Source organism: Stenotrophomonas sp. 2694 (genome assembly GCF_040548715.1).
GTDB lineage: Bacteria > Pseudomonadota > Gammaproteobacteria > Xanthomonadales > Xanthomonadaceae > Stenotrophomonas > Stenotrophomonas indicatrix.
Genome location: NZ_JBEPSG010000003.1, coordinates 54,801 through 76,494, shown reverse-complemented (window position 1 = coordinate 76,494; position 21,694 = coordinate 54,801). Strand labels below are relative to the sequence as shown.

The 21,694-nt window shown below is 66.2% G+C and carries 23 protein-coding genes and 1 tRNA gene; 16 read left to right on the top strand and 8 right to left on the bottom strand.

Features of this window, described 5'->3' with window-relative positions; translation table 11 throughout:
- Window positions 1-38: 38 nt before the first annotated feature.
- Window positions 39-827, bottom strand: coding sequence for a M90 family metallopeptidase (locus ABIA73_RS05265; RefSeq protein WP_312400873.1), 789 nt, complete (start codon window positions 825-827; stop codon window positions 39-41).
- Window positions 794-1,069 carry a hypothetical protein gene (locus ABIA73_RS05260; protein ID WP_093820751.1) on the bottom strand — a complete coding sequence of 92 codons (276 nt, stop codon included), beginning with the start codon at window positions 1,067-1,069 and terminating at the stop codon, window positions 794-796. Before ABIA73_RS05260 ends, ABIA73_RS05265 begins: the two co-directional genes overlap by 34 nt.
- Window positions 1,070-1,212: 143 nt before the next feature.
- On the opposite strand from ABIA73_RS05260, the gene birA reads away from it, so the two are divergent.
- The 6 genes from birA (at window position 1,213) to ABIA73_RS05230 (ending at window position 4,666) form a co-directional block, all read left to right on the top strand.
- The gene (gene birA / locus ABIA73_RS05255; RefSeq protein WP_093820899.1) at window positions 1,213-2,178 is read left to right on the top strand and encodes a bifunctional biotin--[acetyl-CoA-carboxylase] ligase/biotin operon repressor BirA; all 966 of its coding nucleotides are present in this window, start codon (window positions 1,213-1,215) and stop codon (window positions 2,176-2,178) included.
- Complete coding sequence (locus ABIA73_RS05250; protein WP_025878323.1) at window positions 2,175-2,906, top strand: type III pantothenate kinase; 732 nt, start codon at window positions 2,175-2,177, stop codon at window positions 2,904-2,906. The genes birA and ABIA73_RS05250 overlap by 4 nt, the downstream gene beginning before the upstream one ends.
- A gap of 9 nt (window positions 2,907-2,915) precedes the next feature.
- Window positions 2,916-3,749, top strand: a complete 834-nt coding sequence (locus ABIA73_RS05245; protein ID WP_140227891.1) for an SPOR domain-containing protein — start codon at window positions 2,916-2,918, stop codon at window positions 3,747-3,749.
- Between the two features lie 41 nt (window positions 3,750-3,790).
- Window positions 3,791-3,866 (top strand) — tRNA-Thr (locus ABIA73_RS05240).
- A gap of 55 nt (window positions 3,867-3,921) precedes the next feature.
- Window positions 3,922-4,242 (top strand): type II toxin-antitoxin system RelE/ParE family toxin, encoded by a 321-nt coding sequence (locus ABIA73_RS05235; RefSeq protein WP_059064042.1) that lies wholly within the window; start codon window positions 3,922-3,924, stop codon window positions 4,240-4,242.
- Window positions 4,243-4,288: 46 nt separating this feature from the next.
- On the top strand, window positions 4,289-4,666 hold the full coding sequence (locus ABIA73_RS05230; RefSeq protein WP_301864384.1) for an addiction module antidote protein: 378 nt from the start codon (window positions 4,289-4,291) through the stop codon (window positions 4,664-4,666).
- Between the two features lie 21 nt (window positions 4,667-4,687).
- Here ABIA73_RS05230 and ABIA73_RS05225 read toward each other — a convergent pair whose 3' ends face one another.
- A complete protein-coding gene (locus ABIA73_RS05225; RefSeq protein WP_312400879.1) occupies window positions 4,688-5,623 on the bottom strand; it encodes a hypothetical protein in 936 nt (311 codons plus the stop codon).
- A 161-nt stretch (window positions 5,624-5,784) separates the two neighbouring features.
- Here ABIA73_RS05225 and ABIA73_RS05220 point away from each other — a divergent pair, with 161 nt between their 5' ends.
- Entirely contained in the window at window positions 5,785-6,561 is a 777-nt protein-coding gene (locus ABIA73_RS05220) for a DUF3011 domain-containing protein (RefSeq protein WP_354275513.1), read from the top strand.
- A gap of 59 nt (window positions 6,562-6,620) precedes the next feature.
- Here ABIA73_RS05220 and ABIA73_RS05215 read toward each other — a convergent pair whose 3' ends face one another.
- Window positions 6,621-7,070, bottom strand: coding sequence for a hypothetical protein (locus ABIA73_RS05215; RefSeq protein ID WP_025878329.1), 450 nt, complete (start codon window positions 7,068-7,070; stop codon window positions 6,621-6,623).
- A gap of 286 nt (window positions 7,071-7,356) precedes the next feature.
- Between ABIA73_RS05215 and rocF the strand changes: the two genes are divergently transcribed.
- The 3 genes from rocF (at window position 7,357) to ABIA73_RS05200 (ending at window position 9,015) form a co-directional block, all read left to right on the top strand.
- On the top strand, window positions 7,357-8,277 hold the full coding sequence (gene rocF / locus ABIA73_RS05210) for an arginase (RefSeq protein ID WP_354275512.1): 921 nt from the start codon (window positions 7,357-7,359) through the stop codon (window positions 8,275-8,277).
- Between the two features lie 167 nt (window positions 8,278-8,444).
- Window positions 8,445-8,582 carry an entericidin A/B family lipoprotein gene (locus ABIA73_RS05205; protein ID WP_019661832.1) on the top strand — a complete coding sequence of 46 codons (138 nt, stop codon included), beginning with the start codon at window positions 8,445-8,447 and terminating at the stop codon, window positions 8,580-8,582.
- A 211-nt stretch (window positions 8,583-8,793) separates the two neighbouring features.
- Window positions 8,794-9,015 carry a CsbD family protein gene (locus ABIA73_RS05200; protein ID WP_025878332.1) on the top strand — a complete coding sequence of 74 codons (222 nt, stop codon included), beginning with the start codon at window positions 8,794-8,796 and terminating at the stop codon, window positions 9,013-9,015.
- Between the two features lie 78 nt (window positions 9,016-9,093).
- Here the strand turns inward: ABIA73_RS05200 and ABIA73_RS05195 are convergent, their stop codons facing one another.
- Window positions 9,094-9,900 carry a hypothetical protein gene (locus tag ABIA73_RS05195; RefSeq protein WP_025878333.1) on the bottom strand — a complete coding sequence of 269 codons (807 nt, stop codon included), beginning with the start codon at window positions 9,898-9,900 and terminating at the stop codon, window positions 9,094-9,096.
- A 108-nt stretch (window positions 9,901-10,008) separates the two neighbouring features.
- Here ABIA73_RS05195 and ABIA73_RS05190 point away from each other — a divergent pair, with 108 nt between their 5' ends.
- The 4 genes from ABIA73_RS05190 (at window position 10,009) to ABIA73_RS05175 (ending at window position 14,621) form a co-directional block, all read left to right on the top strand.
- Window positions 10,009-11,301, top strand: coding sequence for a tryptophan--tRNA ligase (locus tag ABIA73_RS05190; protein WP_025878334.1), 1,293 nt, complete (start codon window positions 10,009-10,011; stop codon window positions 11,299-11,301).
- Window positions 11,302-11,427: 126 nt separating this feature from the next.
- The gene (locus tag ABIA73_RS05185; protein ID WP_313283859.1) at window positions 11,428-11,730 is read left to right on the top strand and encodes a hypothetical protein; all 303 of its coding nucleotides are present in this window, start codon (window positions 11,428-11,430) and stop codon (window positions 11,728-11,730) included.
- 156 nt (window positions 11,731-11,886) lie between these two features.
- Complete coding sequence (locus ABIA73_RS05180) at window positions 11,887-12,819, top strand: MBL fold metallo-hydrolase (RefSeq protein ID WP_354275511.1); 933 nt, start codon at window positions 11,887-11,889, stop codon at window positions 12,817-12,819.
- 149 nt (window positions 12,820-12,968) lie between these two features.
- Window positions 12,969-14,621 carry a M28 family metallopeptidase gene (locus ABIA73_RS05175; protein ID WP_140227955.1) on the top strand — a complete coding sequence of 551 codons (1,653 nt, stop codon included), beginning with the start codon at window positions 12,969-12,971 and terminating at the stop codon, window positions 14,619-14,621.
- Window positions 14,622-14,788: 167 nt separating this feature from the next.
- Here the strand turns inward: ABIA73_RS05175 and ABIA73_RS05170 are convergent, their stop codons facing one another.
- Entirely contained in the window at window positions 14,789-15,124 is a 336-nt protein-coding gene (locus tag ABIA73_RS05170; RefSeq protein WP_080150462.1) for a hypothetical protein, read from the bottom strand.
- Between the two features lie 31 nt (window positions 15,125-15,155).
- Entirely contained in the window at window positions 15,156-16,490 is a 1,335-nt protein-coding gene (locus ABIA73_RS05165) for an MFS transporter (protein WP_032978271.1), read from the bottom strand.
- Window positions 16,491-16,711: 221 nt separating this feature from the next.
- On the opposite strand from ABIA73_RS05165, the gene yedA reads away from it, so the two are divergent.
- Both yedA and rarD read left to right on the top strand, forming a co-directional pair.
- Window positions 16,712-17,617 carry a drug/metabolite exporter YedA gene (gene yedA, locus ABIA73_RS05160; protein WP_025878341.1) on the top strand — a complete coding sequence of 302 codons (906 nt, stop codon included), beginning with the start codon at window positions 16,712-16,714 and terminating at the stop codon, window positions 17,615-17,617.
- On the top strand, window positions 17,614-18,513 hold the full coding sequence (rarD, locus tag ABIA73_RS05155) for an EamA family transporter RarD (protein WP_025878342.1): 900 nt from the start codon (window positions 17,614-17,616) through the stop codon (window positions 18,511-18,513). Before yedA ends, rarD begins: the two co-directional genes overlap by 4 nt.
- Before the next feature lie 135 nt (window positions 18,514-18,648).
- On the opposite strand, the gene ABIA73_RS05150 is transcribed toward rarD, so the two are convergent.
- Window positions 18,649-21,507: a TonB-dependent receptor plug domain-containing protein gene (locus ABIA73_RS05150; RefSeq protein ID WP_354275510.1), complete on the bottom strand. Its 2,859-nt coding sequence runs from the start codon at window positions 21,505-21,507 to the stop codon at window positions 18,649-18,651.
- Window positions 21,508-21,694 lie beyond the last annotated feature (187 nt).

Here is a 21,694-nt window from a genome sequence, read left to right as displayed (position 1 = left end):
CTCGGGTAGCGCCGGGCCATGCCCGGCGGACGGATGAATCACCCGACCATTGCCGGCGGCTCACCATAGAACCGCCGCAGATGCGCAGCCACCTCCGGCAACGCTTCTGCCAGCAGGTCCGGCGCAGAGAAGTGGTACTCGCTGGCCACCGCGAAGAACTCTTCCGGCGCCTCGGCCGCATACGGATCGATCAGTGTTTCCACGCCGGCATCCACCTGCGCACAGAACGCGTCGTACGATCTCTGGAAGTCAGCTGCCCACTCGCGTTGCCACGCACGCGGCAACGGCGGCGTGCCGTCCATCGCACCGTCGAGCGCATCCAGCTTGTGCACCATTTCATGCACGGCCACGCAGTAACCCTCATGCGGTGCCGCCAGATCGGCCTGCACATCGGCCCACGAAAGAATCAGCGGACCGCTGTCCCACGATTCGCCGATCAGCTCGTCATCCCACTCGTGCAGTACGCCGGCGGCGTCCATATGGCTGCGATGCACGCGGAAGGCATCGGGGTAGACGATCAGCTGCGACCAGCCTTCCAGCCCCACCTCGCCGAACTCCAGCAGCGGCAGGCAGCACAGTGCGGCCAGCAGCACGCCATCGGCCGGCTGCAGCTGCAGTTCGCCGATCGGGGAGATGGTCTTCTCATGCAGGAAGCGCGTGGTCAGCGCGCGCAGGCGTGCATGCCGTTCGTCGTCCAGGCCGCGCAACCACGCTGCGCGGTGGCAGGCATCGTTCCAGTGTGCGTCTTCGATCGGTCGCGGCGCGGGCCGCAACCACTGCAGCAATGCCTTGATCAGCGGAACATACCCGGCAGGTAGCTGTGCCATTTCGGCGCACGGATGCGCTGCAGTACATCGTCGTCACCGCCACCGCCGCTGCTGGTCGCGGCGGCCGGACGTACCGGTGCCGGCTTGGCGGCCGTCGCTGTCGGCGCGTTGGTCGGTGTGCGCTGCGAGGCTGCATCGCTGGCCGAGTAGACGCAGGCGCCACGGTTGTCATCAAGCGCTGCTGTGGCAGATGCCGCGAAGGGCATCGTCAGCAGGATCAGGCAATGGGCATAACGGCGCATTGACGACATCCACGTTAAGGGAAGGTGAGTTCCCGATTCTAGCCCGAACCCGGCGCCAGATTGGAAGCCCGCCGGAACCGGGGCCGGCGGGCGCCGCTGGCGGGTTTCCCGCATAATTCCGTCCTGACCTTGTGGAAGCTGCCGTGGACGATCGCCAATTGCTGGCCAAACTCGCTGCCGGTCGCCTGTCCGGCGACGCCCTGGCCCGTGAGCTGGGCCAGACCCGGGCCGCCATTTGGAAGCGAATTCAAGGGCTTAGGGCCGCTGGCGTCGAGGTTGAAGGTCGCGCAGGCGAGGGCTACGGGCTGACCCGGCCGGTCGACCTGCTGGACGCCGGGGCCATCCGCGCCGGCCTGCCCAAGGAGGCCGCAGCACTGCTGCACGACCTGCAGGTGGCCTGGACGGTGGACTCCACCAACGCCGAATTGCTGCGCTGCAGCGCGCCCCAGCGCGGTGTCAGCGTCCTGTTGGCCGAGCGCCAGACTGGCGGCCGTGGCCGTCGAGGGCGCACCTGGGCGTCGCCGCTGGCCGCGCATGTGTATCTGTCGGTGCTGCGCCTGTTCGAGGGTGGCCTGGGCCGTTTGGCCGGGCTGAGTCTGGTCGCCGGCGTCGCCGTGGCCGAAGCCCTGCACGATCTGGGCTACACGCAGGCGCAGCTGAAGTGGCCGAACGACGTGCTGGTCGATGGCCGCAAGCTGGTGGGCCTGCTGGCCGAGGGTGGTGGCGAATACGCCGGCCCGGCGCGTGCAGTGATCGGCATCGGCATCAACGTGCACATGCCGCCGGCCTTCGCCGAACAGATCACCCAGCCGTGGGTGGACCTGGACACACTGGCCGGCGCATCGGTGGATCGCAACACGGTGGTGGCCGCGGTGCTGGCACGCCTGCTGCCGGCGCTGGAGGAATTCGACCGCGAAGGGCTGGCGCCGTTCCTGCCGCGTTACGCAGCGTTCGACATGCTGGCCGGGCGTGAAGTGCGCGTGCAGCTGGATGGCGAATGGCAGCACGGTACCGCGCTCGGCCTGGCTGACGATGGCGCGCTGCGCGTGCGCATCGATGGCCGCGAGCGCCTGCTGCATGCCGGCGAAGTCAGTGTGAGAAAAGCATGAGCGACTGGTTGTTCGATCTGGGCAATTCGCGCTTCAAGTTCGCGCCGTTGCAGGGTGACCGTGCCGGTGACGTGCAGGCCTGGGCGCATGGCGCCGAAGGCATGGCCGGGCAACCGCCGCACAGCCTGCCCAGTGGCGGCACCGCGTTTGTGGCCAGCGTCGCCGCGCCATCGCTGACCAGCGCGATGCTGGATCAGCTGCAGCGCCGCTTCGAGCACGTGCATGTGGTGCGCACCAGCGCCCAATGTGCGGGTGTACGCATTGCCTACGCCAAGCCGGAAAAATTCGGTGTCGACCGCTTCCTGGCGCTGCTGGCTGCCGCCAAGGCACAGCGGCCGGTGCTGGTGGTCGGTGTCGGCACCGCGTTGACCATCGACCTGCTTGATGCCAACGGCCAGCATCACGGTGGACGCATTTCCGCCTCGCCGACCACCATGCGCGAGGCGCTGCACGCGCGCGCGGTGCAGCTGCCGGCCAGCGGCGGTGACTACAGCGAATTCGCCAACGACACCGCCGATGCGCTGGCCTCCGGTTGCGATGGTGCCGCCGTGGCGCTGGTTGAACGCAGCGCCCGCCAGGCACAGGCGCTGTTGGGCGTCATGCCGTCGCTGCTGGTGCACGGCGGTGGCGCACCCGCGCTGATGCCGCTGCTGGACGGCGCCGACTACCACCCCTCGCTGGTGCTGGATGGCCTCGCCCGCTGGGCGGTGCACCAGCCCGCAGGCTAGTATCGGCGCATGCTGACCCGTGCCCTGATCGTCGTGCTGGCGATCCTCAATCTTGGTGTTGCCACCTGGTGGCTGTTGCGCGATGAACCCGCGCGCGCGCCGTTGCCACCGCCCCCGACCGGCGTGGCCGAGCTGCGCTGGTTGCCCGGTGGCACCGATGCGGCCGTGGCCGCGCAGGCCTCGGCAGCGGCACCCACTGAAGCACTGGTGGAGCGTGAGGCGGCGCCGGCTACCGCAGTGGCCGCTGTACCCACACCGGCAGCGGCGACACCTGCAGCACCCAGCAAGCCCGCCGAACCAGTGAAGGCGCCTGAGCCGATGGCCGCCGTCGCCAAGCCAGCGCCGGAACCGGTGGCTGAGAAACCCGCAGCCCCGGCCGTACCGCCGCGCTGCCTGGCGCTGGGCCCGTTCGCCGACCGCGCCGCTGCCAGCGCTGCGCAAAGCCGTGCGGGCAACCTGCTGGGCCAGGTGCGCCTGCGCGAGCAGCCCGCCGCCAGCGGCAGCGCCCGTTACCGCGTGCTGCTGCCCGCCGCCGCCAGCCGCGATGACGCGCAGGCCACGGTCAAGCGCATCGTCGCTGCCGGGCTGAGCGACTACTACATCATCAGCCAGGGCGACGAGACCAACGCCATTGCGCTGGGCCAGTACCGCAACCGCGAGGGCGCCGAACGGCGCATGGCCGCGGTGCAGGCCGCCGGCTTCCAGCCGCGCCTGGTGGCCAGTGGCGATGCCGGCCAATGGTGGCTGGAAGGGCAGCTGGCCACCGGCAGCGAACCGGCCCAGGCGCAGCAGCGCAGTGGCGCCGCGCAGCAACGGTCGCTGGAATGCACGCGACTGCGCTAGAATTCCCAAACCACGGCGCTGCCGTCGGCGTTTCACCCCGTGCCGCTTTAGCTCAGTTGGTAGAGCAACTGTCTTGTAAACAGTAGGTCATCCGTTCGATTCGGATAAGCGGCACCATCCACTGACTGCGATCAGTGCAAGCAATCCAGTGGCGTTCCCCACTTGATTTGCCATGGCCGCATGTGTCCATTATAGTGGACATGTGGCGAGAATTCAGACAACCACTGAGTTCAACAGTTGGCTCAACGGTCTGCGTGACAAGCAGGGCCGTCAGCGCATCGCTGTACGCATCACACGGCTGGCGCTGGGTAATCCCGGCAAGCACCGGGTGCTCGCCGGCGGTATCGCCGAACTGAAAATCGACTTCGGCCCGGGATACCGCATCTATTACACGCAGCGCGCGGGGATTACCTACATCCTGTTGTGCGGCGGCGACAAAGACAGCCAGTCACGCGACATCGAGCAGGCCCGCAAGCTCGCCAGTCTGCTTTGACCACGTGGCTGCAGCGTATACGCGACAGAAGATGAGGCAGACCGTCATGAACAACAAAGTACAGCTGCACGATTGGGACGCTGCTGAACACCTGCGCGATGAAGAAGACATCGCTTTTTTCATCGAAGCCGCGCTGGAAGAGGCTCCCGATGACTCGGCCTTCATCGCATCCGTACTGGGTATCGTGGCGAGAGCACGGAACATCTCAGATCTTGCACGCTCTACGGGAATCGCCCGCGAAACGCTCTACAAGATGCTGCGTGGAGAAGGAAACCCAACCATGGGCAACCTCAGCAAGCTGGCCAGATCGCTCGGGTTCCGTCTGAGCCTGGTACCGGTCGACAGCAACGGCAAGCCGATCAAGGCGAAGTCCAAAACCAAGCCAGGCAAGACCACTTCGAAGAAGGTGAAGAAGTTGGCGTGAGTTGGCAATGTTCGTGTGCGATCAACGCGTTCCCGGATCACCCGTCACCAGGTGTCGCCACGGAAACACATCCTTGGCGAAATGGCTGACATAGCCTCCCGTCGCGGCCTGGATGACCATGAACGACAACCGTGGGCGCATGGCCTGCAGCGTCTGCAGCTGCGCCACATCCAACGCGCTGTTGCGCAACCGGAAGGTATGCAGCGCATCGAAGGCATCGCTGGCGAACAAGCGCTCATAGGCCTCGAAAGGCGTGACCGCTTCAGCCACGCGCGCATCAGCCCAGACGAATTGCAGCTCCGTCGATTCGCAAAAATCCAGCAGGCCCAAGGCAGGCAGGTTGCGTGATCCGGCAAGGTTGTCGATGAAGCGCTGCGTATCTGAGCCACCGCCGATGCGCAGGCTGTGCAGGTGCGGCAGCGGCACCTCGAAGAACGCGGCGTCCGGTGCATTTGGCACCACCAGTTCGCTCAGATACGGTGCCTTGGAAACGAAGCGGGCGATCTCGCCGTCTTCTTCCATGATGGTGCCCGCGCGCTGCACCAGCGACATGTTGTGGTCGGCCGGCTCTGTGGGGGAGATCGACAACGCGCGCAGGCGCGGGAAACGCACATCGCTGTCCAGCAGCGCGGTGAACTCCCACTCACGCGTGCCATTGGCCCCCTCGTCCGGGCCGGTGAACGACAGCGACATGACTGCATCGCCCACGCGCTGGTCGGACAGGCAGGCCAACGTCCACGCGAATGGCTCTTCCCATGGGTTGCCGAAGAACTCCACGTGCAGGCCGCCGTACAACGGCGCCACGGTCACCCGTTCCTGCAGCGCTGCCCACAGCGGGCCGGCCGGGTCCTGGATATCCAGTTCATGCTCGGCGGCACTGTCCAGATTGAAGGCATGGATGCGTTGCTGCAGCGCCAGCAGCTGCTGCTGTGCGTGGCTGAAGGGTGGCGCTGTCATGTGTGCATACCGGACGTCCGTGTGATGCGCCCGATGATAGCGCTGGCCCGATGGCGGTGGTCTGCGGCCCGTGATCGGTTGCTTGATATTCCTCACGGTCGAGCAACTCCGGCAGCCCCCATACTGGTGCCCTCCGCTCACTCCTCACAAGGAAGCCGACCATGCGCCGCCACCGCTTGCCGTTGACCGTCGCGCTGCTCGCCAGCGCCTTCACAGCACCGGCGATGGCCGCCGTGCCGTTCTTCAATGCCAGCTGCCCCGGTGGGCTGGATGTCCATGCAGACGAGGGCGGGCCGGTCTACGTGCAGGGCCGCGAGACCACCCTCAAGCGCTTCAACGATCGCTATTTCGAAGCGCGCGATGCCAGCAGCGGCACCACGCTTTCAATCAGCACCGGTGACGACGGTACGCCGCAGGTCAGCTACACCGGACGCGGCGGTGCCAACGGCATCTGCCAGGTCAGCAACAACGGCACGCCGGCGGCTGCCGTGGAAGGTGGCAGGCACCACCGTGATCAGGATCGCGATGACGATGCAGCACTGCCACGCGAGGTGACCTGCGAATCCACCGACCAGCGCCAGGTGTCCTGTGACATGGACACGCGTGGCAATGTGGAGATCGTGCGCCAGCTCAGCCGTACCCGTTGCGAGCAGGGCAGCAACTGGGGCCTGTCGCGGCATTCGGTCTGGGTCAACGGCGGCTGCCGCGCGACGTTCCGCAACATGTCCAAGGCTGCAGCCAACGCGCCAGCGGGCGATACCGCGCTCGGTTCATGCAATGCAAGCAAAGGTGCACAGGGCACGCTGGTGACCCAGGTGCCGGTCGGCACCGATTACCAGGAACTGATCATCGATTATCCCGATGGCCGTTTCCTGTGCATGATGCGCAACGACGGCCGGGTGCAGAGCGTGACGCCACTGCGACGTCGCGGCGGGTGAGTCACAGGTGACAGCGCAGGACCTGCCATGCGATGGCAGGTCCTGTCCCTGCAGCGGCGCTACTGGATTTCGACGGGGTCATTGCCCCGTTTGAACTGGTAGCCGGTCATCTCCCAGCCGCCGCCATGGCCGCTGGAGGGTTCCACCCAGCGGAATTCCCACGACTGGTACGTGCCATCCGGCAAGGTGTTCTCGACCTTGTACTGTTCGCCTGGGTAGCCGCTGTCAGGCAGCTTTCCAGGAGGAGAAGGATCGGACATTCGGGCGACTGCCCCTGAAGAAAAGGCACTACGCTCGACATGGACCGTGCCAGCACCCAGAGGTGCGAATGACGGGCGGACGTGCCTGCCCACCCACGTCAAAACATCGCGGGCTTCAGGTTGGTGCAGTGCAAGTACATCGTTGGTTACCGCGTATGTCACGCGCTGAGGTGCGGCCCAAGCACTGGTGGATGCCAAGCATGCAACGCCAACGGACAACAACAGAGTGCGGTGGATCAGCTGTTTCATGGAAAGTTCCTTCGAAGACCGAGGGTGATGGGACTGGCACTTCGCCGTTGGCGCGTGCGGGACCACTGTTCTGTCCTCACCAGACCATGGATAGAGCCGATACCGACCTGCGTGTGAAGCCTGTCCCGGGAAAGGGGATTCCTGACGCTACGCTTGGCTGAAAGCCGACCTCCGTCATCGGGGCCGCCTGGATGGGTGATCGACGGGCCGCCCTGCTGCACCGCCGCGAGTGGTGTCACATGCGTCTGGCTAGACTGTGCTTCTTTTTCGTTCGCAGGAGGCACCCATGGCCCATCATTCCGCCGTTACCCTGATCGGCGTCCCCACCGACATCGGGGCGGGCCATCGCGGCGCCCGGCTGGGGCCGGAAGCCCTGCGCGTGGCGGGCCTGCCTGAAGCACTGGAAGCGCGTGGCGTGGACGTGCGCGACCTCGGCAACCTGGACGGCCCGCGCAACCCGTGGACCGCGCCGGTGCAGGGCTATCGCCACCTGGACGAGGTGGTGGCGTGGAACCACGCGCTGATGGAAGCCAGCTACGCCGAACTGCAGGCGGGCCGCATGCCGATCATGCTCGGCGGCGACCACTGCCTGGGCATCGGTTCGATCACTGCCGTCGCGCGCTGGTGCCGCGAGCAGGGCAAGGACCTGCGCGTGCTGTGGCTGGATGCGCATTCGGATTTCAACACCAGTGAGGTGACCCCGTCGGGCAACATCCACGGTATGCCGGTGGCCTGCCTGTGCGGCCTCGGCCCGGATGCGCTGACCAGGCTGGGCGGCACTTCGCCGGCGATCCAGCCTTCACAGGTGCACCAGATCGGCATCCGTTCGGTGGACCCGGAAGAAAAGCGCCTGATCAAGACCCACAAGGTCGATGTCTACGACATGCGTTACATCGACGAGAACGGCATGAAGCGTACCGTGGAAGCGGCGCTGGCCGGCATCGACGAGAACACCCACCTGCACGTCAGCTTCGACGTCGATTTCCTCGACCCGAGTATTGCCCCGGGCGTGGGCACCACCGTCCCGGGCGGGGTGAACTACCGCGAAGCGCAGCTGGTGATGGAGATGATCGCCGACAGTGGCCGCATGGGCTCGCTGGATATCGTCGAACTCAATCCGCTGCTGGACAACCACAACAGCACCGCCGAACTGGCCGTGGACCTGGTCGAAAGCCTGTTCGGGAAATCGACCCTGATGCGCGACTGAGAGGATCCAGCCTGAACGGTTGGACGAACCGTTCACGCGCGCTCCACGCCCCTGCCGCCAGATTGCACCTCACGCGGCAGTGTTGGCTTCGAGCCAGCCTGCCGCCCCGATCAATACAACCGAACCCCGTGATTGAGCGGTGTAGCGGCAAACCCAAGGAGAAGCCCATGAAGCGCGTAGTTGCCCTGATGCTGTTGTCGATGTTCTCGGTGGCCCTGCTGGCCGGTTGCAACACCGTTGCCGGTGCCGGCAAGGACGTGCAGAAGGCTGGTGAGAAGGTTGAGGATGCCGCCAAGGGCAACTGAGCCTGAGGTGGTGCGCACTACGGAAAAGGCCGGGATCTTCCCGGCCTTTTTCATGCGCGCTTGCTGCGTGTGGACGCCGCGTGTCGACCGGTAGTGAACCATTCAAGCAGGTGAGCAGCGCTTTCATGGCCGGTTGACCGTGCTTCAACGTGCACTGCGCGATGCTGCAGCCACGGTAACAACGCCGTTGCATTCCAAGGAAGCCTCAGCAATGAACAAAGACATCATTTCCGGCAAGTGGTCCCAGCTCAAGGGCAAGGCCCAGGCGAAGTGGGGCGATCTGACCAATGACGATTTCGATGTGGCCGAGGGCAATGCCGAATATCTGGCGGGCCGCCTGCAGGAGCGCTATGGCTGGGCCAAGGACCGCGCAGAAACCGAAGTGCGCGATTTCGAGAAAGCGATGCACAAGGATTACCCGGACTACAAGTAACCGGGCGTCGAACGCCCGCGTTATGCCCCCACCGACAACGCCCGCGCCGGAAGGTGCGGGCGTTGTGCTGTGTGCAGATCAACGCGCCGGCGGGTCGGGCACGTAGCGGTTGGGGAAGGCCTGTGGCTGGCGGTCCAGGCGCGAGGGCGAATCGAGCAGGATGCCGCGTGCACGCAGGTTGCGGGCGCTGTCGTAGCGCAGCTGCAGCACCTGTGCCGGGCTGCGGGTGGCGCGTTCGAAATCGGTATCGCGCACCGAAGAACTTTCGCGCGCACCATGCCCGGTGCCCAGCGCGGGTGCCTGCGACTTGGCCGAATAGCCTTCAATGCGGCTGGCGCTGGCGTCGGCCGCCGCCGAGGCTTCGGCCGACGCCGGTGCCGGCCCGGCGCGACCGCGCAGGATCGGCTGCGGACGCGGGTACCAGCGACGCGCTTCCTCGAACACCGCCACGCCGACCACGCCGACGTTGTCCGGGCGGCCGGTGCGGCTGGCATAGCTGCCGCTGGGGCTGCTGAAGACGAACTGGGCCACTTCGTCCTGGGTCTTGCGCCAACCGGTGATGTCGGCGCGCTGGCCAGGGTTGAGCACGTAACCGGTCTGCGAGGGATCGGCGTCTTCACCGGAGATGGCGTTGACCCCGTCCACCGACAGCACCACCAGCACCCGTCGCGGGCTGTCGTTGTACAGGCGCACGGCATAGCGGTGGCCGCGCTCACCGGCCACCCAGCGCTGGCCGTCGGCCGGGTAGCTGCGCAGCTCGGTGCCGCGGTCGCGGTCGACCAGGGCCACGCGCACCGGGCCGTCCTGCGGCATCGGCGGGGGCAGCGGGGCCGGGCGGAAGCCGGCCAGGGGCAGGATCAGCAGCAGGGGCAGCAGGCGTTTCATCGGGCATCTCCAGCGGGGTTGGGTGAATGAACGCGCCGGAGGCCCTGACGGGGTTGACCGTGTGCACGGTAAACTGGCCGCGTTCATAGAAGGTTTCCGCACGCAGTCATGACGACCCGAGTCCTTACCGGCATCACCCCCTCCGGCACGCCCCACCTGGGCAACTACGTTGGCGCCATCCGCCCGGCCATTGCGGCCAGCCGCGCGCCGGACATCGAGAGCTTCTTCTTCCTGGCCGATCTGCACAGCCTGATCAAGTCGCAGGACCCGCAGCGCACCCAGCGCGCGACCCTGGAGATCGCTGCCAGCTGGCTGGCCTGTGGCCTGGACCCGGAACACGTGTGGTTCTATCGCCAGAGTGACATCCGCGAGACCACCGAGCTGATGTGGTTCCTGACCGCCATCGCCAGCAAGGGCATCCTCAACCGCGCCCATGCCTACAAGGCGGCGGTGGACAAGAACCGGGAGGAAGGCCAGGACGAGGACGCAGGTGTCAGCGCCGGCCTGTTCATGTACCCGGTGCTGATGGCGGCCGACATCCTGATCTTCAAGGCCAACCAGGTACCGGTGGGCCGTGACCAGATCCAGCACATCGAGATGGCGCGCGACTTCGCCCAGCGCTTCAACCATGTGTACGGCAAGGAGTATTTCCCGCTGCCGGACGTGGTGATCGACGAGCAGGTGGCAACCCTGGCGGGCCTGGATGGCCGCAAGATGAGCAAGAGCTACCACAACACCATTCCGCTGTTCGTGCCGCGCGAGGAGCTGAAGAAGCTGGTGTTCTCGATCCTGACCGACTCGCGTGCCCCGGGCGAGCCGAAGGACACCGAAGGTTCGGCGCTGTTCCAGATGTACCAGGCGTTCGCCACCCCGGAGCAGACCGCTGCCTTCGCCAAGGCCTTCGCCGATGGCATCAGCTGGGGCGATGCCAAGCAGCAGCTGTTCGAGCGCATCGACAGCGAACTGTCGCCGCTGCGCGAGCGCTACAACGCGCTGATGGCCGAGCCGGAGAAGATCGAAGCACTGCTCAAGCGCCGTGGCCAGCAGTTGCGCGAGCAGCTGGCAGCACCGCTGCTGGAAGAACTGCGCCATGCGGTGGGCCTGCGTGATCTGTCCGATGCCGGCGACATCGCCAGCGAAGATGCCGGTGAAGCCCGCGCCGCTCCGCCGCTGTTCAAGCAGTACCGCGAGAAGGACGGCCGTTTCTACTTCAAGCTCACCGCCGGTGACGGCACGCTGCTGATCCAGAGCGAAGGCTTCGACTCGCCGCGCGATGCCGGCCAGCTGATCGCCGTGCTGAAGCAGGCCGAGCAGGGTGACCAGCTGCAGAGCGACCTGTTCAAGCTGGAAGCCGAGGTGGATGCGGTGCTGGCGGCGCTGGCTGTGCTGCGCGCCGACTGATCGGTAGATGCCGACCTTGGTCGGCGCTGTTGAAGGCGAAATGCCGGCCAGCGGCCGGCACTACCACGGCAGTGCACCCATGGCATGATGTCCGCGCGCCTCAGGCGCGATGACATGGAGTCTGCAATGGCCTGGTTGTCGCTGCTGCTGTTCCTGCCCTGGTTCATTCTGCTGGGCAGCCTGTACTGGCTGTTTCCGCGCCAGCCGCGTACCGCGCGGCGACGCCTGTTCGATGGCACTACGCTGGCATTGGCGCTGGCCCTGAGCATTGTGGCGATGCTGTGGGGCCACCACATCGGTCTGGTACAGCCGGGCGCAGGGCCGATCTGGCCGCAGGTGCTGGCGGTGCTGTATGCCTATGGCGCGTTCCTGGCGGTGCTGGTACTGGCGCTGCTGCTGCGGCCGCGGTTCGCTTTGCGCTGCAGCTGATCGGTAGTGCCGGCCGCTGGCCGGCAACTGCATTCAACTGGCTAACCCGGGATTGCCGGCCAGCGGCCGGCACCATCCGACCAAAGCCGCATCGATCACGCCATGCCGGCGCGCCTACCATGGGTGTCTGTTCCCGATCCTGCCAGGTGAGCGTCGATGACCGCCGATCCCAGCATCCACACCATCGATACCGGTTTCCAACGGCCTGACTTTGATGCCGCCTACCTGATCATCGAAAACGGTCGCGCCGCGTTCGTCGACTGCGGTACCGGCCTGTCGGTACCGGCGATGCTGCAGGCCCTGGCCGACAACGGGCTGGGCGTGGAGGCGGTGGACTGGCTGCTGCTGACCCATGTGCACCTGGATCATGCCGGTGGCGCTGGCCTGCTGATGCAGCAGTTGCCCAATGCGCGCGCGGTGCTGCATCCGCGCGGCGCGCCGCACATGATCGATCCGACCCGGTTGATCGCCGGTGCCACCGCCGTCTATGGCGCTGAGGAAATCGCCCGCAGCTATGGCCGTATCGAAGCGATTCCCGAGCAGCGCGTGGTAGTGGCTGACGACGGCCAGCGCATCGACCTGTCCGGCCGCGAGCTGGTGCTGCTGCATACCCCGGGCCACGCGCTGCACCACTACTGCGTGTGGGATGCACGCAGCCGCAGCTGGTTCACCGGCGATACCTTCGGTATCTCCTACCGCGAACTGGACAGTGCACAGGGCGCTTTCATCTTCCCCACCTCATCGCCGGTGCAGTTCGACCCGGAAGCGATGAAGGCGTCGATCCAGCGCATGCTCGGTTACGCACCGCAGGCGATGTACCTGACCCATTACGGTCGTGTCGAACAGGTCGAAAAGCTGGCCGAGGATCTGTTCGAACAGATTGATGCGATGGCGGCAATCGGCCGCCAGTGCGACGGCCGCCCCGATCGTCATCGCTGCCTGCTGGCCGCGTTGCAGGCACTGTACCTGGAGCGTGCACAGCAGCATGGCTGCGCGCTGGACCAGGCTGCAGTGAGCGAAGTACTGGCGATGGATATCGAACTCAACGCGCAGGGCCTGGCCTGCTGGCTGGACCGTGTATCGCGCTGACCTGCGCACGCCCTGGCGGCGGAGATCCGCTGCGCCCCTGGTAGATCCACGCCATGCGTGGATGACACGGTCCCGGGCCGCGCCGCGATGTCATGACCACGTTACACTCTGGTGACTTTCAAGCTAGCCGTGGTGTTGCCGTGAACCCGATGCGCGTGTTGCTGCTGTCGTCCTGCCTGTTCGTCGGTGGCCTGGCCCATGCGGCCAATGACCTGCCCGGCGGCGGCATCGATCCGCAGGCGCTGTCGCGTCATGTGCGCGTGCTGGCATCGGACGAATTCGAAGGCCGTGCACCGGCCACCGAAGGCGAAGAACGCACCGTGCAGTACCTGATCGAGCAGTTCCGCAGCTACGGCCTGCAGCCGGGTGGCGTGGACGGCAGCTGGGTACAGCCGGTACCGCTGGTGCGCGCGCAGCTGGATGGCCCGGCCAAGGCCAGTCTCGCCCTGAAGGGCGGCAAGCGTGCGCTGGCCAATGGTGTGGACGTGACCCTGCAGAGCCTGCAGCCGCGCAAGCGCGTGCAGATCAAGGAGGCGCCGCTGGTGTTCGTCGGCTACGGCATCGATGCGCCCGAGCGCCACTGGAACGACTACAAGGACGTGGACCTGCACGGCAAGATCGCCGTGATGTTGATCAACGATGCCGATTTTGAAGCCGACGCGCCAGGTGCGTTCGATGGCAAGGCGGTGACCTACTACGGCCGCTGGACCTACAAGTTCGAGGAAGCCGCGCGCCGGGGTGCCGAAGGCGTGCTGATCGTGCACGAGACCGCACCGGCCGCCTATGGCTGGGCCACGGTGAAGAGTTCGGGCACCTCGCCGCTGTTCGACATCGAGCGCGGCCAGGCCGAGGCGATGGCCCAGCACACGCCGCTGCGTGGCTGGATGCAGCGTGAGCTGGCCGAACAGATCTTTGCCGACGCCGGCCTGGATTTCGATGCAGAGAAGCGCAAGGCGATGAGTGCGGACTTCCGCCCGGTTGCGCTGGACAACGCGAAGCTGAGCGTCGATTTCGCGCTCAAGCGCGAGCAGGTGGTGACCCGCAACGTGGTGGCCAAGCTGCCCGGCGGCGAGCATGCCGATGAGGCGGTGATCTTCTCGGCGCACTGGGATGCCTTCGGCATCGGCCAGGCCGACGCCAAGGGTGATCGTATCCGCCGTGGTGCGATCGACAACGCCACCGGCGTGGCCACCGTGCTCGAACTGGGCCGGGTGTTCGCCGCCGGCCCGCAGCCGCAGCGCACCCTGTACTTCGTCGCCCTGACCGCCGAAGAGAAGGGCCTGCTGGGCGCCAGCTACTACGCCGCGCACCCGCTGGCGCCGCTGGACAAGACCGCTGCGGTGCTGAACATCGAGATGTTCAGCCCGGATGGTGCCACCCGTGACATCGCCTCGTGGGGCAAGGGCCGGGTGTCGCTGGAAGGCGACCTGGAACGCGTGGCCAAGGCCCGTGGCCGCAGCTACAGCCCGGATCCGAACCTGGAAGCCGGCTTCTTCTACCGTGCCGACCACTTTGCCTTTGCCCGCCTGGGCGTGCCGGCGATCACCATCGGCCCGGGCCTGGACAAGCTTGAGGGCGGCGTCGAGGCCGGTCGCGCGCTGCGCGAGAAGTACTTCGCCGACTGCTACCACCAGGCCTGCGATGCATGGACGCCGAGCTGGGATCCGGCGGGCCACGCGGCCGACACCCTGCTGGTCTACGACCTGGGCGCCGAACTGGCCAACAGCCGTCGCTGGCCGCAGTGGGAGAAGGAATCGGAATTCCACGGCGCCCGCGAGAAGAGCGAAGCCGCCCGCCGGTAAACGCACGGCAATGCCGGCCGCTGGCCGGCAACCTCCAAACGCATGGTAGTGCCGGCCGCTGGCCGGCAACCTTCAAACGCACGGTAGTGCCGGCCGCTGGCCGGCAACCTCATGGACCTTCCGAAAGGATGTGCAGATGCCGGCCAGCGGCCGGCACTACCGCATCTTCAGCCACGTGGCCGCAGCAGCTTCCACGCGCCCCAACCGGCGAAGGCAAGCGCGCCCAGGTAACAGGCCACCATCGTACGCAGGCTGGCCACCGGTGCGGGGTTGATGCCCCGGCTCAGACGCAGATGCAGGGTGCTGGCACCGCTGCCCAGATCCACTGCCAGCTGCAACACCAGGGCAACGCAGAACGCCAGCAGGGCAGTACCGAAGCCGATACGTGGCCAACTCGCCTGGGCGTCGGGCCGGCGGATCAGCCATGCCAGCAGGGTCGCCGCGCCCAGGCCCAGTGCGAGCCATACCAGCGGCGTGGCAGGAGACGCGGCGGCCACCGGCATTGCACCGGTGGCCGCCATCACTACGGCGCGCTTACTTGCGCGTGCCGTCGAGCCAGTTGGGGCCCTTGTTGGTGAGGAAGAACACATAGACCACCAACGATACCGCGATCGTCGCGGTGACGTAGATGGCGAACCAGTCCACGTGGCCGGTCTTCAATGCGCCCTGGTACAGCAGCGGCGCGGTGCCGCCGAACAGCGAGTTGGCCAATGCATAGCCGAAGCCCACGCCCAGTGCACGAATGTGGGTGGGGAACAGCTCTGCCTTCACCACGGCGTTGATGGAGGTGTAGCCGGTGAGGATGACAAAGCCCAGTGCCAGGGTAAGGAAGGCGAGGGTGGCATCGTGCTGGTGCGGCAGCTGCGTGATCAGGTACCAGCTGTACAGCACGCCGCCCACACCGAAGAACACCAGCAGGCTCTTGCGGCCGATGATGTCCGACAGCCAGCCGCCGACCGGCTGCAACACCATCAGGAAGGCCAGCACGCCCAGGTTGATCAGGGTGCCGGTCATCGGGTCGTTGCCGGCGAAGGCGCTCTGGATCATCTTCGGGCCGTTCACCGAGTAGGTGTAGAAGGCGATGGTGCCACCGGCGGTGATCAGGAAGCACAGCAGCAGCGGACGCCACTGGTGCACGAACAGTTCGTACATCGAGCCGGACTTCTTGTCCTTGCCCTCGCGCGCGGCTTCGATGGAGGATTCCGACAGCGACTCGTCCATGCCACGGCGCAGCCAGAACACGACCACGGCGGCGATGCCACCGATGCCGAAGGCGATGCGCCAGCCCCACTCGGAGATTTCCGGCTTGGCCCAGAACGTCAGCATCACGAACAGGGTCAGCTGGGCCAGCACATGGCCGCCCACCAGGGTGACGTAGTGGAACGAGGACAGGAAGCCGCGGCGGCCCGGAATGGCGGCCTCGGACATGTAGGTGGCGCTGGCACCGTACTCGCCACCGGTGGCGAAGCCCTGCAGCAGGCGCGCGAACAACAGGATGATCGCCGCCCAGATGCCGATGCTGGCAGCGGTGGGGGTGATGGCGATGATGAACGAGCAGAAGGCCATCAGCGTGACCGATACGGTCAATGCAAGGCGACGGCCATGACGGTCGGCGAAGCGACCGAAGAACCATGCGCCGATCGGGCGCATCAGGAAGGTCGCGGCGAAGATCGCCCACACGTACAGGGTGGAGTTCTTGTCTTCAGGCGAGAAGAACTGCGATTCGAAGTACACGGCGAACACCGAGTACACGTAGACGTCGTACCACTCCACCAGGTTGCCGGCGGAGCCTTTGAGGGTGTTGGAGATGGAACGCCGCAGGGCGGCGCCGTCGGTGCTGGGGACAGCGGATTGGGACGTAGTGCTCATCCGGGTGGGGATCCTCGATGCGGTGCGTCCATGCGGGAAATTGCGCTGCCAGGCGCGCGGTGCGCTGCCGGCCAGCCTCCTTGGTACTGCAACCCACGTCAACGCCGGGTGCCGGAAGGGGCGGGCGGGGCATGGATGGATGACAGCGTGCCACTACATGGGCTGCCGGACCATAACCAAAACGTCCTAAAATCCGTGTTCCCCCAGCTCCCTGGTGCGTCATGTCGGCTCCCCCCGTTCCGTCTGCGGCTGCCCCACGGGGCGGCCTTGTCGTGCTGGCACTGCTGCTGGTCTACGTGGTCTGGGGCTCGACCTACCTGGGTATCGCCAAGGCCCTGCATGGCGGCGCGCTGCCACTGACGATGGTCTCCGGCAGCCGGTTCATCATTGCCGGCGGCCTGATGTACCTGGCGCTGCGCCTGTTCTGGAAGATGCCCAGACCCACCCTGCGGCAGTGGCGCAACCTGGTCATCATGGGCGTGACCATGCTGGTGCTGGGCAACGGCATGGTGGTGCTGGCCGAACGCGAGGTGTCATCCGGCCTGGCCGCTACCGCGGTGGCCTCGGTGCCGTTGTGGATGGCGCTGTTCTCGGCCCTGCGCGGGCAGCATGCCAGCAAGGGCGAATGGCTGGGGATCGCCGTTGGCTTCGTCGGCGTGGTCTGGCTCAACGCCGGCAGCAGCCTGACCGCATCGCCCACCGGGCTGGTGCTGCTGCTGATCGCGCCGGTCGGCTGGGCGTTCGGCTCGGTGTGGGCACGCGGGCAGGACCTGCCGGGGCCGTTCATGACGGCGGCCGGGCAGATGATCTGCGGTGGCGTGCTGCTGGTGCTGATCGGCCTGGTCGTCGGCGAGCGCCCCACCACCCTGCCCGACAGCGGTGGCCTGCTGGCGATGGCCTACCTGTGCGTGTTCGGTTCGATCGTGGCGTTCACCGCTTACGTCTGGCTGCTGCAGAACGTGCGCCCGGCGCTGGCCGGCAGCTATGCCTACGTCAATCCGGTGATTGCTGTCCTGTTGGGGGCTGCATTGAATGGTGAACGCTTTGGTTGGCGCGACTTCCTGGCCATGGCGGTGATACTTCTGGGTGTGGTGGTACTGACGATGGCAAGGACACGCAAGCGATGAGCATGGACGAGAAAGAACAGCGACGGGGCCTGTTGATCACTGCCTCCACCTTCGTGCTGTGGGGGCTGGTGCCGGTGTACTGGCATCTGCTCAACGAAGTGCCTTCGTTCCAGATCATCGCCCACCGCATCATCTGGAGCACCGTGCTGGTGGTGGCCTGGCTGCTGATCGCATCACGGCTGGGCTGGTGGAAGAAGATCGCCGCGCAACCGCGCGCGCTGCCGATCCTGGCGGTATCGAGCCTGACCATCGCCTTCAACTGGGGCCTGTACATCTGGGCGATCAACGCAGGACATGTGATCGAAACCAGCCTGGGCTACTTCATCAACCCGCTGGTGAACGTTCTGCTGGGCGTGCTGGTGCTGAAGGAGCGCCTGCGCCGCGTGCAGTGGCTGGCGGTAGCCATCGCCGCGGTGGGCGTGGCCTGGCTGACCATCGATGCGGGCACGCCGCCGTGGATCGCGCTGGGCCTGGCGTGCTCGTTCGGCCTGTACGGCCTGCTGCGCAAGCTGGTGTCGGTCGATCCGGTGGCCGGGCTGGGCGTGGAAAGCCTGTACCTGTTCCTGCCCGCGCTGGGCTTCGCGCTGTGGTCGGAAAACGGCCATGGCGGTGGCTTCTTCGGTGGCTGGGGCTGGGCCAACGACCTGATGCTGATCTTCGGCGGGGTGATCACGGCGGTGCCGCTGATCGGCTTCGCCTACGGGGTCAAGCGCATCCCGCTGTCGCTGGTCGGCATCCTGCAGTACATCGCACCGAGCCTGCAGCTGCTGCTGGGCGTGTTCTTCTTCCACGAAGCGTTCGACACCGGCAAGGCGATTGGTTTTGCGGCGATCTGGGCCGGGTTGGTCCTGTACGTCGGTGACAACGTACGGGCGATGCGCGGCGCGAAACGATAGCGCCTCCGGGGTCAGATCCCTTCGCGACGCAAAGGGATCCGACCCCGCAAAAAAGAACGGCGCCCCGAGGGGCGCCGTTCTGCTTCCATCCACGGCCAGGAGAGAGTTGGCCGGGGCGGGAACGCGGTTGCAGGCTTAGAAGCGCTGCTGGTACTTCATGTACATGAAACGACCGATGTCGAAGCCACCGTAGTAGGTGAAGCTGCTGTTGGGCTGGCTGTACATGATCGGACCCTGGTGGTCGAACACGTTGTTCAGGCCCAGCGACACGGTGCCATCCCACGGCAGGCTGTAACGCACCTGCAGGTCGTGGAAGGTGTTGGAACCCACCTTGCGGCTCGGCTGTGCATCGGTATACGGCGAAACAAAGTCGGCCATGTTGCAGTCCGGGCCACCGCCCAGATCGTACGAGCAGGCTTCCTTCATGCCCGAGTAGTAACGGGCGGTCCAGCCGATGCCGAGGTTGCCGTACTGCCAATCCAGGTTGAAGGTCGAACGTACGCGGAAGTCACCGGCCCAGCCCACGCGCTGCTCCACCGGGGTGGTGGCGGCGCTGTCGTTGCGCTGCTCCAGGTAGTCGGTGTAGGTGGTGTTCCAGTTGATGGCGAGCTTGCCGTATGCGGTTTCCGGCAGGCGGTAACGCACACCGATGTCATAGCCGGCGGTTTCGCGGTAGCCGGCGTTGACCAGCGAACGATCCAGCGCCGAAACCTGGCCGCGGGTGGCCGCAGCGGTGGAACGGGTGAAGCGACCGCATGCCGAATCCACGCCCTGCACGTAGCACTGGTTGAGGATGTCGGTAGCCGACTCGCCCACGATGGCGTTGTCGATGCGGATCTTCCACCAGTCCAGGCTGACGTCCAGGCCCTGCACGAATTCCGGGCTGTAGACCAGGCCGACGGTCCAGGTCTTGGCGGTTTCCGGCTTCAGTTCCGGGTTGGAACCGGAGTTGAAATCGGAGGTGGCCTGCTGGCCCGGGCGGTTGGCAAGGTTGCCGTCCGAACCGGTCTGCTGACGGAAGTTGGCGGGCACGTTCAGCGCCTGGCAGCGTGCTGCCACGGTCGGGCTGCTGGCGGCGATGCCGAACTTCGTATCGCACGGATCGGTGAACGAATCGCGGCTGGAAACCGCGCCGCCGTAGAGATCGTCCACGGTCGGTGCACGGAAGCCGGTGCCGTAGGTGGCGCGTACCAGCAGGCTGTCGATCGGCTTCCACTTCAGGCCGAACTTGCTGTTGGTGGTCGAACCGAAGGTGTTGTAATCGGTGTAGCGACCGGCCAGGTCCAGCGACAGCTCGCGGGCGAAGGCCATGTCGGCCAGCAGCGGCACCTGCATTTCCAGGTAGACCTCGTTGAGCGAGTAGTCGCCACGGGTCGGCTGGCCGGTGGTGCCGGCGATCTGGCCCTTCTGCACCATCAGGTCCGGGGTGTAGCTGGCTTCTTCGCTGCGGTGCTCAAAGCCCATCGCGCCCATGATGTCGCCGGCCGGCAGGGTGAACAGCGAGCCGGAGATGTTGGCACTGGCGACCTTGGTGGTGCTGCGCATCTTGTCGACGAAGCGGGTGAACAGGTAGTCCTGCACGTCCTGGTTGCCCAGCGAGCCCGGGCCGGTGTAGCCCATCGGCGCAGCCGGATTCCACGGCACGCAGCCGGCGATCACCGCACCCGGCGTACCGCAGCGGGCCACGTCGCCGTCCATGAAGGACGGGCCGACGGCCAGGTTGACGTTCGGCTGGTACATGCTGCCCGTGCCAACGCGCTCGCCTTCATTGCGGTTGTACATGTAGCTGACGTTCCAGTCCCAGTAGCGCGAACCGGTTTCGAAGCTGCCTTCCAGGCCGAGGCTGGCACGCTTGGTTTCCAGCGTGTTCTCGGTACCGCGCGGCAGCTCTTCGGTGCGGTGCGAGAACAGCACGTCCTGGCCCCACTTGTTGAAGGTGCTGTCCTTGGACAGCGCAGCGCGCGTGCCGTTGCGCGACTGCGCAGCCGAGACCGAGTACGGGTAGCCGGCCAGGTGCTTGGTCGACTCGCGCTTGCTGTACAGCGCGTCGGCGACGATGCGCAGGTTGTCGGTGATCGAGAAGCCGCCGTTGGCGAACACCGAGGTGCGCTCCAGGCCGCTCAGCAGGCTCATGTTGGTCTTGGCGTTGGCGCCGTCGGCCGGATCCGGCGTGTGGAAGTTGCCGGCGTTGCTCGGGTCGCCGCCCGGGCCCACGGTCAGCGGCTTGCCACCGACGGTGACCGTGCCCCACTGGGTGGTCGGGCTCAGCGCGTCGACGTCGTCGGCATGGCGCGGGCCACCCGGGTAGCGGCTGAACTCGCGCGCATCGCCGAGGATTTCGTCTTCCTTGGTGCGCTCGGCGCCGACGCTGAACCAGCCGCGGTCGAAGGTCTTGCCGAAGGTGGCGCTATAGGAGCGCTTCTGGCCGTCGCCTTCACCGTACTGGCCGACATAGACGCTGGCTTCGCCACCGTCGAAGTTCTTGCGGGTGATGATGTTGACCACGCCGGCGATGGCGTCCGAGCCGTACAGCGCCGAGGCGCCATCGGTCAGCACTTCCACGCGTTCCACGATCGCCGACGGAATCGAGGCCAGGTCGGAGTAACCGCCGGCGCTGACGCCCATGCGGCGGCCGTCGATCAGCACCAGGCTGCGTTCCGGGCCGAGGTTGCGCAGGCTGACATACATGCCGCCGAAATCGCGCGAGGAGCTCAGCGAGGACGAACGGCTCAGGCTCGGTGCGCCGGCTGCAGTGACGTCCTGCAGGATGTCGGCAACGTTGACGTAGCCCTTCTTCTCGATGTCGGCGCGGTTGAGTGCCACCACCGGCTGCGCGGTCTCGACACTGGCCTGGCGGATGCGCGAGCCGGTGATCTCGATGCGGTCGAGGTTGGTGGGGGTATCGCCGGCTTCCTGTGCGAAAGCGGGCGTGGTGCAGCTGGCGGCCAGCGCGATGACGATCGCGTTGCGCAGCGGGGTGGTCTTCAGGGACATCCGTGAAATCTCGTGTTTCAGAAAAAACATGCGTCCGTTCTATGGACGCGTGGGGTGCTGCAAACCAACGTGGGGGCCGGATTCTAGAGTGTTTTCATCGGTAACTGTTTGTCCGCGCGCGCTGTAACGCCGCGAAAATGAATCGCAACCAACAATCCACAGGTGCACTGTGCGCAACGTCACGCGC